General features: G+C 62.2%; 11 protein-coding genes and 1 pseudogene. 3 read left to right on the plus strand and 9 right to left on the minus strand.

Translation table 11 applies throughout. The annotated features are described in order from the left end of the window. Window positions 1-35: 35 nt before the first annotated feature. Entirely contained in the window at window positions 36-524 is a 489-nt protein-coding gene (locus tag CQ019_RS13815; RefSeq protein ID WP_105569945.1) for a GNAT family N-acetyltransferase, read from the plus strand. A gap of 60 nt (window positions 525-584) precedes the next feature. Here CQ019_RS13815 and CQ019_RS18570 read toward each other — a convergent pair whose 3' ends face one another. From CQ019_RS18570 to CQ019_RS13830, 3 genes are all read right to left on the minus strand, one after another. Beyond that, entirely contained in the window at window positions 585-2,309 is a 1,725-nt protein-coding gene (locus CQ019_RS18570; RefSeq protein WP_258133961.1) for a cytochrome b/b6 domain-containing protein, read from the minus strand. A 78-nt stretch (window positions 2,310-2,387) separates the two neighbouring features. After that, a complete protein-coding gene (locus CQ019_RS13825; RefSeq protein ID WP_105553697.1) occupies window positions 2,388-3,380 on the minus strand; it encodes an electron transfer flavoprotein subunit alpha/FixB family protein in 993 nt (330 codons plus the stop codon). 64 nt (window positions 3,381-3,444) lie between these two features. Continuing rightward, entirely contained in the window at window positions 3,445-4,224 is a 780-nt protein-coding gene (locus CQ019_RS13830) for an electron transfer flavoprotein subunit beta/FixA family protein (protein ID WP_181148498.1), read from the minus strand. A 407-nt stretch (window positions 4,225-4,631) separates the two neighbouring features. On the opposite strand from CQ019_RS13830, the gene CQ019_RS13835 reads away from it, so the two are divergent. Both CQ019_RS13835 and CQ019_RS13840 read left to right on the plus strand, forming a co-directional pair. After that, window positions 4,632-5,228, plus strand: coding sequence for a bifunctional 2-polyprenyl-6-hydroxyphenol methylase/3-demethylubiquinol 3-O-methyltransferase UbiG (locus tag CQ019_RS13835; RefSeq protein WP_105569946.1), 597 nt, complete (start codon window positions 4,632-4,634; stop codon window positions 5,226-5,228). A gap of 144 nt (window positions 5,229-5,372) precedes the next feature. Then, window positions 5,373-6,266 carry an alpha/beta fold hydrolase gene (locus CQ019_RS13840; protein ID WP_258133593.1) on the plus strand — a complete coding sequence of 298 codons (894 nt, stop codon included), beginning with the start codon at window positions 5,373-5,375 and terminating at the stop codon, window positions 6,264-6,266. Between the two features lie 38 nt (window positions 6,267-6,304). On the opposite strand, the gene CQ019_RS13845 is transcribed toward CQ019_RS13840, so the two are convergent. The 6 genes and pseudogenes from CQ019_RS13845 to CQ019_RS13870 form a co-directional block, all read right to left on the minus strand. Beyond that, the gene (locus CQ019_RS13845) at window positions 6,305-7,117 is read right to left on the minus strand and encodes an AAA family ATPase (RefSeq protein WP_096287266.1); all 813 of its coding nucleotides are present in this window, start codon (window positions 7,115-7,117) and stop codon (window positions 6,305-6,307) included. After that, window positions 7,117-8,625 carry a Mu transposase C-terminal domain-containing protein gene (locus CQ019_RS13850; protein ID WP_258133592.1) on the minus strand — a complete coding sequence of 503 codons (1,509 nt, stop codon included), beginning with the start codon at window positions 8,623-8,625 and terminating at the stop codon, window positions 7,117-7,119. The genes CQ019_RS13845 and CQ019_RS13850 overlap by 1 nt, the downstream gene beginning before the upstream one ends. Before the next feature lie 6 nt (window positions 8,626-8,631). Next, entirely contained in the window at window positions 8,632-9,225 is a 594-nt protein-coding gene (locus CQ019_RS13855) for a recombinase family protein (RefSeq protein WP_096287264.1), read from the minus strand. A 397-nt stretch (window positions 9,226-9,622) separates the two neighbouring features. Then, the gene (locus CQ019_RS13860; RefSeq protein WP_022876883.1) at window positions 9,623-10,042 is read right to left on the minus strand and encodes a DUF302 domain-containing protein; all 420 of its coding nucleotides are present in this window, start codon (window positions 10,040-10,042) and stop codon (window positions 9,623-9,625) included. Between the two features lie 88 nt (window positions 10,043-10,130). Next, window positions 10,131-11,459: pseudogene (locus CQ019_RS13865) on the minus strand (MFS transporter). 54 nt (window positions 11,460-11,513) lie between these two features. Further along, the gene (locus CQ019_RS13870) at window positions 11,514-12,410 is read right to left on the minus strand and encodes a sulfite exporter TauE/SafE family protein (RefSeq protein ID WP_096287260.1); all 897 of its coding nucleotides are present in this window, start codon (window positions 12,408-12,410) and stop codon (window positions 11,514-11,516) included. Window positions 12,411-12,440: the final 30 nt, after the last annotated feature.

Raw genomic sequence — 12,440 nt, forward strand, 5'->3', positions numbered from 1 at the left:
CCCGGTGGCGAGCATGGCGCAAGGGAGCCGACCACATGGGACAGCCAAGGGCCGTGGGGATTCAGGATCTACGGCTGTGCGCAGCACGCGCGGAAGACGCTGCAGCCATAGCCCAGCTGTGTGTGGACAGCGGCCGGGACCCGTGGACGGCGCAGGCAATCCAGAGCACCTCCCACCGGACCGTCGTAGTGGCGGTGGCCGGCACCCAGATTGCCGGCATCGCGAAGACCCATTGGCACGAAGACGCCCACGGAATTGCACCCGCAGGCCACTACCTCGGCGGGGTCATCGTAGATCCAAACTGGCGCAGGCATGGAATTGGCCAGGCCCTCACCGCGGCGCGTCTGGAATGGATCGCTGCGCGGAGCCGGCGCGCGTACTACTTCACCAACGAACGAAACGTCTCCTCGCTGCGCCTGCACGCGAAATTCGGGTTTGTGCAGATCGCGGCCGGCGAAGAGATTCGCATGGTGCGCGCCGACGACGGTGACTCGAAGCTATTGCTTTTCGAAGCGGTGCTCTGAGATGCCAAACGGCGCCTGCCGGCTCCGCTGAGAAGCCTGCAGGCGCCGTGGCAAGCGGCCCTAGTTCTTGGAAATTTTGCCGGTCATCGTTGCCACCGGCAGGAGGAACATTGGCTTCATGAACACCCAAGCCGCCGCGACCACCGCCACCGAGACCAAGAAGATCACCAGCCCCCATGCATCGGCCGCGTCCCGCGAGGCATACATGTGGTTCAGGTTCTTCAACGCGCCGGTGGTGAATACCAGGAATACGTGGACCAGCACGAAGGCGACGAAGAAGAGCATCACCGGGAAATGCACCTTGCGGGCCAGCTCGATCGGATAGACCCGGTTCAAGGCCTTGGGCTGAGTCGGCCACCAGCTGGACATCCGGACACCGGTCACAATGGCCAGCGGTGCCGCCACGTAGATCACGAGGAAGTAGGAGGTCATCTGCAAGGCGTTGTAATGAATCCAGCCGTTTTCGACAGGCCAATTGAGCGAGGCATATTGAATGGCGCCGGAGATCATATTCGGGAAGACATCCCAGCTGGTCGGAACCACTCGCATCCACTGGCCGGTAACGGCCAGCAGGATCACGAAGACCAATCCGTTCAGCACCCACAATGCATCCAGAGCTTGGTGGGTCCAGATGCTGAGCGAATATTTCTTGGGGCTATTTCCCTTCGGGGAGAACCAGGAGTTCGCCTTGGGCGTCCACATCGCTGCCGGTCGTTTCTCATGACGTACCTGTAACCCGGTGCGGATAATCAGCACGATAAAGAACATATTCAAGAAATGCTGCCAACCAAGCCAAGCCGGAATTCCAAGCGGCGCAGAGTCGGGCATGGTTGAATGCCCGTCATAGGTGGCGATGAAGTCCTGGATTGGTTCCAGCGTGCGCAAGCCGCGCGCGGCAAGAACCACCAGCAGGGCCACAATGACCGCTCCGATCACCATGATCGCCGGTTTGACCCAGGGCTTCATCTTGATCTTTGAGGTTCCTTGGGCATCGGAGGCCGGGCGCTTTTCCGCGACGGGAGGCTGGGCCGCGCTCGCGGCCTGCGCGGCTGGTTCCGCAACGGCCGGTGGCCTCTGGGCCGCGGGCTCGGCGGCTTCTTCAACGACCGGTGGTTGCCCGAGTGCGGCTGCATCGTCGGCGACTGGTTCGGAAACCGGGACAGCCACTGGGGCCTCGGCAACGGGAGCCGCAGACTCGGAGGACTTTCCGGCAGTCGCATCCTCGCGTTGGCGCAGGGGAGTGTAGCCCTGCATGCGATTGGACGGAACTGCAGCCCGTTCGGATGAATCCGCCGAAGCTGCCTCGGCGCCCGAAGCGGCAATTGCCGGAGCAGCCGGTTCCGGGGCCGGTGCCGGCGGAGTTTCGCTCGGCGGTGCCGCCGTCTTTGCTGCGGCCACGCCAGCGGTTTCCGCAGCGGCGGCAGCCGGTGCCGCGACCTGTGCGCCAGTGCTGGCGGCGTCCGCGGCCGGAGCCCGGAGCGGGGTATAGCCCTGCATGCGTTGGCGTGAGGAGCTAGCGGCGGTGTTCGAGACGGGCGCCGGCACAGGCTCAGGCTGAACGGCCGCCGTCTCTGCCGGTGCAGGAGCCTGTTCTGGGGCCGGAGCGCTCTGCACTGGGGGAGCGGCGGGTACCGGCTCGCTGGTTACCGGTTCGGTGACCGGTGCTGCGGGCACGCTCGCCGTCGGTGGTGTCTCAATTTTCTGTGCAGGCTCGGCAGCCGCATCGGGTTTAACCCCGCCCTTGGCGCGCAGGGGCGTGTAGCCTGCCATCCGTTGCTTGGTCATAATCGTTGAACCTCATCGCGTCGTCGTATCCGGCAGGTGATGCTTCGCCGGAACCTACCTGAGTGGAGAATGCCGTGATTACCCTTGGCGGGTGCGGATTTCCTCGAGCAGTTTCGGGACTACGGTAAACAAGTCGCCAACGATGCCGAAGTCTGCGTGGTCGAAGATCGGCGCATTCTCATCCTTATCGATGGCTACGATCGTCTTGGCGGTCTGCATACCCGCACGGTGCTGAATCGCCCCGGAGATGCCCAAGGCAATGTACAGGTCCGGGGAGACGATGACACCGGTCTGGCCCACCTGCAGCTTCGGTGAGACAAAGCCTGAATCCACCGCGGCACGCGAGGCGCCAATCGCCGCGCCGAAGTGATCGGCCAGCTGCTCGACGATCTCGAATTTTTCCGCCGAGCCCACTCCGCGTCCGCCGGACACGACGATCTTGGCGCTGCGCAGATCCGGACGGGAGGCATCGCTTTGCATCGCTTCGACCGAGCGGATTTGGGCGCCCTTGGATACCTTGGGCAGAGCCGAAGGCTCGATGATGGTCAGCTGCGGTGCCGCGACGGACTCGGCTCGGGCATCTACGGCGCCGGGGCGAATCGTGAAGATGCGCGGTCCGCCCTCGACGGTGGATTCTGAGGTGACGTCTCCGCCGAAAATCGAGTGCATGGCGATCGGCTCGTCCTCGGCCCAGCGCATGCCCACCGCGTCAACGCAGACGGCACCCTCAACCCGAATGGCCAAACGACCGGCAATGGTGCGGCCGGAGGCCGTATTGGAGAGCAGCACCGCGGCCGGAGCCACGGTGCTGGTGGCCGAGGCGAGCGCCGCCACATCGGCCGAGCCAAGAGCCAAAGCGTCAAGGTCGGTAGGCAGCAGGTGAACTTCGGCGGCGCCGAGTTCACCGAGCTTGGCCGCAAGCTGCTGCTCTTGGCCCGCGGCGCAGACGGCAACGGCGACCGGGGTACCGAACTGGGCGGCCGTTCCAAGCAAGCCTGCGGTGGTGTTCTGCGGGGAGCCGTCCGGCGATACCTGGACATGGACGAGCACGCTGTGGGTGGTTTGAACCATGGGAAAATCCTCCTGAGCAAGGACAAATCGTGGGGATGAAGATTGTGGAAAGACCCGAGCTGAATTAGATAAAGTGCTTCTCGGCCAGGAAGTCGGCCAGCTGGGTGGCTGCCGTTCCGTCATCGGTAATCTTTGGTCCGGCGACTCGCTCGGGGCGGTCCTCCGCAGAGACCATCACCGAACGGAAGTGGGCCGCCTCGGGTCCTGCCTCGATGCCGAGGTCGGCCAGGGTCCACGTTTCCAATGGCTTGGTCTTCGCCGCACGGATTCCCTTGAAGTTCGGGAAGCGTGGCTCGGCGGACTTCTCCGTCACCGAGACAACGGCGGGTAGCTGCACGCTCAAATTCATGGTGGTTTCGCCCAGCTGGCTGGTTCCGGTCACTTCGCTTGCGCTGATTTCCAATTCGTCGGCGTAGGGCAGCAGTGGACGGTCAAGGAGTTCGGCGATCATTGCTGGCACCATGCCACCCTTGCCGTCGGTCGATTCGTTGCCTGCAAGAATCAGATCGACGTCGAGTTTCGCAAGAGCCGCCGCGAGCACCCGGGCGGTGGAGATCATATCCGACCCAGCCAGCGCCGGGTCGGAGATATGCACCGCCGAATGCGCGCCCATGGAGAGCAGCCGGCGCAGTGCAAGCACTGCCTTCTCATCTCCCATGGAGACGGCAATGACCTCAACCTCGCCCAATGACTTTTCCGCTTGGAGTGCGACCTCGCAGGCGCGTTCGCAGATCTCATCGGCGACCAGGTCTGCCGCTGCGCGGTCGAGCATTCCGGTTTGCAGGTCCAAGCGACGGCTCGACCATGTATCAGGTACCTGTTTGGTCAGGACGGCGATTTTCACGCTGGTCTCCTTCTGAGGGTTCTGTTTAAGGCCAGACGTTCTGGAGATTATCCAACGCCCTGGCACAACGCTTCAAATGAAAATTTCTCGGATGGCGAGCGCTTCGCAGCAACGTCACCGACTAGGAAAAACTCTACATGTCTATTGTGCGCTCATGGGGGTGGGGCGCACATAGAAGCCGAACTTCAGAGACAATCATGACGAAATCTTCCATTTAGGTGAAGGCAATATTCGGCGGATCGGTGATCAGTGTTAACGGATATGTCCTAAGATGCCGAATATCTTGCCATCGTCTCGAACGCCCACACCCGGATCTCGGAAACGATCACGGAACGGAATATTAGGGGGGAAGGCTCTGAGGCGACGGCATTGGGTGCCCTCAGATCCAAAACATCTAGAGTGGCGTTATGACTTTTGAATCCGTCAGGTCCTCATATGGAGCCAAGGCAAGCCAGTATGTGGATGCGGTCGGCAGCATTGAACATGCTGCCGCGGCCGATGTGGCTTTTGTCGAAACGTGGGCGCGCAGTATCAAGGGCACGGTGCTTGACGTCGGCTGCGGTCCGGGACAATGGACACATCATTTGAGTACCTTGGGGATTGCCGTAGAGGGTGTAGATCCCGTTCCCGAGTTCATTAAAATCGCTCAAAGGAGCTACCCCCAAGAACGGTACCGACGTGGCCGGGCAGAAAGCTTGCAGGTTGGCTCCGAAGCATTGGGCGGCGTGCTTGCCTGGTATTCACTGATTCACACCATTCCCGAACTAATCGGTGAGGCGCTCGCAGAGTTCGCTCGCTGCATTCGCCCCGGTGGCGGCCTTGCCTTGGGGTTCTTCACCGGCCCCACCCTCGAACCCTTCGACCATGCGGTTGCCACCGCCTACTACTGGCCCTTGGATCTCCTGGCTTCACATGTCGAGGCAGCGGGATTCACCGTGACCCAATCCGAATCGCGGAACGAAGGCCAAGCACGAACTCACGGCTCGCTCCTGGCTGTCCGCTAATCGACGCGGACCGGCTAGCACTGGAAAGCCGCCGAATAAAATGGCCTTCACTGTATTGCCGCGTGTGGGGCGGATTCCGCAATTTGCTCCTAGGGGAAACAGCATAAGGGCCGTTTTCCCAAGAAATCGAAAGAGGTTTAGCAAGTGGCAAACGAGCTTGCACGCAAGAGGGGAATGCTTGACGTTGGAGACGGCCAAAGCATCTATTGGGAAGAATGGGGCGCAGCCGACGGCGTGCCGGCGCTATATCTCCACGGTGGACCGGGCGGGACCCTAGGCGCGAGTGGCTATCGGCACAGATTCGACCTGAAACACACCCGTGTTATCGGGTTTGAGCAGCGAGGCTGCGGACGTTCGACACCGCATGCCTCGAACCCGGACACGTCGCTTCTGCATAATACGAGTGCCCACCTCATTGAAGATATTGAGGCGCTGCGCGAGGCACGAGGCATTAACGCGTGGATACTCAATGGGGTGTCTTGGGGATCAACGCTCGCGCTCGCGTACGCCCAGGCCCGCCCCGCACGCGTCCTTGGAATGGTTCTGTTCGCGGTGACCACCACTAGCAGAAGAGAAATCGATTGGATCACCGAAGGAGTCGGCTCGATTTTTCCCGAGGCATGGGACAGATTCGCCTCGTACGCCGAGCACGGCGGAGTCGGATATAGACGCGGAGAAGGGAGAATAGTCGAGGCCTATGCCCGGCTGCTGAATAGCGCAGATTCGAAGACCCGGGCGGATGCTTCGCAGGAATGGGCGCATTGGGAAGACACCCACATCTCGCTTGGCGCCGGCGGATTTGCACGCGATCCTCGCTGGGAGGACGAAGCATTTCGAATCGCCTTTGCCCGACTCACCACGCACTATTGGACGCATTTGGGCCGAACAGATTCACAGTTGCTAGAACGCATGGGGCGCATTGAGCACCTACCCGGAACCCTGATACACGGTCGACGCGATATTTCCGGGCCCGCAATCACCGCGTGGAACCTGCACCGTAGCTGGCCGAGGTCAAAGCTCATCATTTGTGATTGTTAACTTCGTTTGGCGGTTTCTGCGCACCTAATATTGGCGGTTCAACTGATTCCGATCACTAGCGTGGATCGCGCAGCTTCAACAACATCATCGGTAATCGTGTCCAGCTCATTGATTTTCATGACTCGCTGCATTTGTGTGAAGAGTCGATCGATCAGCCGGAAATTACCGCGCGTGATACGGGCGATCGCCGCGACAGCTTGCGTATCGGTGAAGTCCTCCAAGTCCAGAGTTTTTCCGAGGGCACGCCACTTTCGTTGCAGAACGAAATGCAGTTCATCCTGAGCAAGCGGACGGTACTCGTGAGCAAAACCAACACGGCTATAGAGCTGAGGGTATCGACTGAACTGCTTTTCGATGCCAGGCATCCCAATCAGCATCAGCGCGATATTGTTCCTGTCATACCTATCTCGTAGCACTTCTAAGGCAGTGGCGTTGAGTCGCTTCGACTCGTCGACGATGATCAGCTCAACATGCTTGTCTTGATTCATCGGGCCCGTCGTGGCACCTAAAGTATCGAGATGTTGATGGATACAGATCGAGGTCCGGGTGGTGACCAGAGAGAGTTCATCCTTGATTTGCTTAGGCGTCGTCAGAACCCCTGGGGTGAAGAAGACGGTCCGCGTTTTGGCCAGATCCTTGTAGATCTGGAGGTCACTGTCCTCCCGTCGGCCCCATTCCTCTATTAACGCCTCGGCTTTCGGGCTCCAGTTGGCATAACGTTTAGCCGATAGGGTTTTGCCAATTCCAGCTTGTCCATAGCAGACCCCGATAGTCCGCTGCCGACGCACCGCATTGGCGAACTCAGTGAAGCGGCGGTGCTCCTTCGTTGCGATAAAAGTTGTTGGTCCCATTACTCGTCCTCCGCGTAAGTGCGCAGCTTCGTTTTCTTGGTTCGGTGGACCGCCGGATCAGGCTGGGGTGCCTCCGTGGTTGGTTGCCCGGCCGGTAGAAATTCCGCGACGGTGGCGATTCGTTCATTGATTTGTCCGCGCAATTGACGCTTGCGTGCGGAGCGTGCCTTCTGGATGTCCTTGAACGTCACTGTGGCTCGTTCATGCGCGGGATCCACGGCTTTGCAGATGTGCTGGCCACGGTGAAAGACCTGGATCTCGGCAACGTCCCGCGGGTCATAGCGGAGAATGACGGATTCTCCGACGTAGGCAGCCAGCAACGGGGAAATGTAGCGTAGCCCTTGGAAATGCACGCCATCGCGGTGGACGATCCGTGGCTTGGCGACCGTGAGCAGCAGCAGGTTCAGTTCATCGATGGTTTCAGGCAGACGCGGTAACCAACCGTTGCCCTGCCACGCTGTTTGAGGCGTTTCCTTGATCTCTTGGTGCTCGCGCTGGTGGTAGTTCTGCCCAATGAACTCACCCAGCGCCATGTCCAGTTCACCGATGGACAGCCCCGGCTTGGGGTTGCGCACATTGTGCAAGTAGCCGGGCAGCCGGGCTAAGAGTTCGGTGTTGAGGGTGCCGAAGAATCGTTCAATCTTTCCCCTGCCCTGCGGCCGGGCCACAGCGGAGAAAATGATTTCGAAGTGCAGGTCTCTGGCGGCCTGCGCCAAGTGGTGGCTCGTGAAATCGGTTCCGTGGTCTACATAGAGCACATCAGGGATTCCGCACATCGCCCAATCTGCTGTCTTTTTGGGCCAGATCGCCTCACGCAACGCCAATGCCGTATTCAAGGATGAGGGAGCACCGGTGAAGATCATGTACCCGCACAGGGCTCGCGAGTAATCATCCATGATCGTGGTGAGCCACGGTCGGACCGGCTGGTGGCCAGCGTCAAAAACCAGGATGTCGAGCTCGGTATGATCGGCCTGCCACACCGCGTTCGGACGTTCGGCGCGGCGGCGCCAGACCAATTCATATTTATCGCGGTACACCGCCGTACCTTGCTGCGCCAGCGTCATCATCCCCGGATCTATCGCGCCGACGATCGAGCGGACGGTGGAGTAGGAAACCGGTGCCCATCCTTGGTGGAGCGCTACCTTGTTGACTTGTTCGTGGATGGCTGCCGTAGTCCTGGGCGGTTTAGCTAAGGCGAGGCCTTCGACCAGGTTCACGAATTCGCTGGGCATCCGGCGTCCGCGTTTGCCCGGTGCCACCGGTTCCAGACCAGGCTTCCCGTGGAGCTTGAAGCTCTGGTGCCATCGCTGCAGTGTCCTCAGGCCGATATGGTGTTCCCCTGCCAGAACCGTCAACGGCACTCCGTCTTCGACGTGTTGCCGCAGTATTTCCCAACGTGCTGTTGCCTTAGCCAGGTAGTCACGAGGAGTTCCTGCTTTCTCGGTACTGCTGCCAATCTGGTCTTGCCCCAGCGGTACGTCCCTGCGCGTTTCGCTTCGCAGGGACACGGCCGATCACAGACTCTTGGAAGATGCGGGCTCTTGGCCCAAGTGGCGGTAGAACGTTGCGCGGCTCCAGCCAACCAGGCGTGCTGCGTCTTCGGCGGTGCGTCCCCTGGTGCGGGCATCTTTGGCGATCGCGAGCTTGTCGGCAATCACCGCCGGGTCCGAGACCGGCCGGCCGAAACGGGTTCCGGATTGCCGGGCGGCGGCAATGCCGGCGTTGACTCGTTCAACGATCAATTCGCGCTCGTATTCGGCCAACGAAGCAAGCATGTTCAGCATCATCCGACCGGTCGATGTGGCCGGGTCGATGCCATCGGAAATGGAGCGGACATTAATCCCGCGCTCCCGCAAAAGGTTCACGGTATTCAAGACATCGATCAGGGAGCGACCCAGCCGGTCAACCCGCCACACCACGACGGTGTCGCCGGCTTCGGCATAGTCCAGCAGCTTCTTCATCCCGGGCCGATCGATCGCGCTGCGGCTGCCGGAAGTCACGTCGGCGAACACGTCGCGCTTCTGCACCCCTAAAGCAACCAGGGCATCGAGCTGCAAGGCCGCGTCTTGGCTCGAAGTGCTCACGCGCGTGTATCCCAAATGTCTCACCTGCCCCAGTGTGGCTCAAAAACCCCTGCACGGCAAGCAGGTAAGACGTTTTACGTTGGGACGACTTTATAAGACGGTTGGACTCCTTGCCGTTACGGAATATTGAGACGGCATGGCCGGGCTGAGGAGAGTGTCTCAATAATCTTTAGGTTTTCAAGACGGTGGTTTCCCGGCTTATCCGCTCAATAACTGTTGTCCGTGGCTGCAACGCCCATCACTCTTTGCTGACTTGGCGGGTGGTGGTCGGCGCGTTTGGTGCCCTTAACACTGTCCGGAACCGGACGGTTCATGGGCCGATTCCTGAGGTACCTGGCTCCGCATGGAGCTCCGCGCAGGAATCGGTGCCCGTTAGCGATGTGGGAATCGTGCGAGCGACCTGTGCCAATGAGGTGAGAACCTAGGTACCTACTGTTCCGGAGATTTCCTTCAATGCCGCCTGAAGCCTGGCGTCGGCTTCGTTGGCGACCTCGCGTGTCGCGTCGCTCTGGCTGAGCTTGACCATGGTTTGCGGGTCGATGGCCTCGATGGTGGTTTCCGTGGCGGCGGGAGCGCGACGTACGACGACGTTGCACGGGAGCAGTGCGCCCAGCTGCGGTTCGGCGGTGATGCCGCGTTGGGCCAGTTGCGGGTTGCAGGCCCCGAGGATGATGTAGTCCCCCACGGAGACCCCGGCCTCCTGGCCCAGCTTTTGGGTGAAGGTCGCCTTCACATCGATTTCCGTCAGGACACCGAAACCCTGTTCTGCCAGGGCGCCGCGTGTCCGTTCGACGGCGTCTTGCCATGACAGCGGGACGGTGATGGCGTGGGTGTAGGTCATGGCGGTTCTCCTCGGGTCGTGGTGTGGAGGCGTGCCGAGCGCGACTGCGTGCTCCGCCACGGCATGGGACCTCGGTTCTGTGGCCATGCTACGGGTTGGTGTGGTCGCGCGGAAGTGTTGCCAGGGCATTGCCCCCAGGGGTCGGCCGGGGATGCGGTGGGTGCGTTTCATACATGCGGATCGCGACGATCAGCCCTGCGGCTGCACTGAGTGCCGCGGCCATCCAGACGCCGGCGTTGAGCCCGAACAGGTCGGCGACGATCCCGCCAATGATGGCACCGACGGCATATCCGAGGTCGCGCCAGACCCGGTAGACGCCCACCGCGCGTCCCCTCCAAGCGGGATGGGCGACGTCGCCCACGGAGGCCAGCAGCGTGGGGTAGACCATGGCGGTTCCCGCGCCGAGCAATACGGTTCCCGAGGCCCAGGCACCAAAGCCGTCCCCGAGCGCGATGATCGCAAGGGCTCAGGCCTGGACCAACATGCCGGTGGTGATGAGGTGTTTGCGTCCGATCCGGTCCGAGAGAGCACCGGTCGCCATTTGGCCTATGCCCCAGACCCCGGGATACAGGGCGAAAAGCAGGCCGATCTGGCCCATGCTGAGATCCGCGGTGGCGAACAGGAGGGGGAACAGGCCCCAGGAGAGTCCGAAGTTCAGGTTGTTCACCAGGCCGGCCAGGCTCGCCGAGGACAAGGCCGGTTCCCGGAAGCTGGTCAGGGAAAAGATTTGGCCGTTGGCTAGGTTGGCGTCCAGGCCATGCCGGGCGGAGGCGCCCCGGGCAGCCATGTTTCCGGCATCCAGGAGGGCATGTGGGTGGGTCTCCCGGACGAAAAGGCCCGACAGCAGCAGTGCCAAGGCGGTGTAGGCGATTCCCAAGAGGAAGGGCGCCGGACGCAGCCCGTACTGTTCGGCGAGGTATCCGGCCAGCAGGGACGTGGCGGCCACGGCACCGTAGCCCGCGGCCTCGTTCAGTCCCATGGCCAGGCCGCGCTGGGCCGGGCCTACCAGATCGATCTTCATGATGACGGTGGTCGACCAGGTCAGGCCTTGGTTGATGCCCAGCAGAACGTTCGCGGCGACGACCCAGCTCCAGTCCGGGGCGAAAATGAGCATGAGCGGCACCGGGATGGCGAAGAGCCACCCGGCCAGCAGCACGGGGGTGCGTCCGTAGCGGTCCGAGAGGGTCCCGGCGAACCAGTTGGAGGTCGCCTTGGCGATCCCGAAGGCCGCCACGTAGGCGAAGAGGAACGTGTATCCGCTCAGGCCGAACTCCGCGTGGGCCAGCAGCGGAAGGACGGTTTGCTGTTGCCCGACCATCCCGCCGACGAGTGCGTTGACCGCGACAAGCAACGCGAACTGGGCCGCGTTGGCGCGCAAACCCAGGACAGGGAGGATCTTGGTGGTGGACGGTTTCATGCGCGGACTCCTGGAGTGCCGAGGCTGGAGGGGCAACACGGAGGGGAGCCGGGGCTAGCGGGCTTCGGTTGCCGTGGTGGTGGCGGGTGAACCCAGGGACTTGCGTCGCAGGGGGCATGCGGGGATGGCAAACCAGCACAGGGCCGCGGCCGCGGCGATTGCGGTGGCCGCGAGGCCCAGGATGAGGTTGGCGGGGGAGGGTAGTTCCTGGACGAGGACGAAGACGCCCATGGCCAGGACGAAGAAGCCAAAGCCCTTGCGCAGGGCCGCTTCGGGGATGCGTCCGGCCAGGCGTGCGCCGAGGAAGGAGCCGAGGATCGCGGCGGCTGTGACTCCGCCGACAAGTGTCCAGTCCAGGGTGACGGTGGTGAGGTAGCCGCCGAGTCCGGCGAAGGACTTCATGGCGATAACCACCAGCGAGGTGCCGACGGCGACGGGCATGGACAGGCCGCCAAGCAGGGCGAGTGCCGGAACGACGAGGAAGCCGCCGCCGGCACCGACGAGCCCGGTGACCAAGCCGACGACCAGGCCCTCGATGATGACCTTGGGCACCGGCAGATCCCCCTGGTGGGGTGCGCCTGCGGGGTTCTTACGGCCGCGGATCATGGCCAGGGAGGTGGCGACCATCATGAGGGCGAAGGCGATCATGAGGATCGTTCCGGGAATATGGCCCCCCAGGAGGCCGCCGCCGAAGGCCCCTGCCATGCCGGCGGCGCCGAAGACGAGTCCGGTGCGCCATTGCACACGTTTCTTGCGGGCGTGGGTCACGGCGCTGACGGCGGAGGTCGCGCCGACGACGAAGAGCGAGGCGGCGATGGCTTCCTTGGGGTTCATGCCGGCGACGTAGGTGAGGATCGGGACGGTGAGGATGGACCCGCCCCCGCCGAGCAGGCCGAGGGAGATCCCGATCAGCACCGAGAGCAGGAGGGTGAGTGCGAGGGTGAGGGTCATGGAGGGGGCCTTGTCTGGGAAGGAAGGGCA

Source organism: Arthrobacter sp. MYb229, from assembly GCF_002975405.1.
Taxonomy (GTDB): Bacteria; Actinomycetota; Actinomycetes; order Actinomycetales; family Micrococcaceae; genus Glutamicibacter.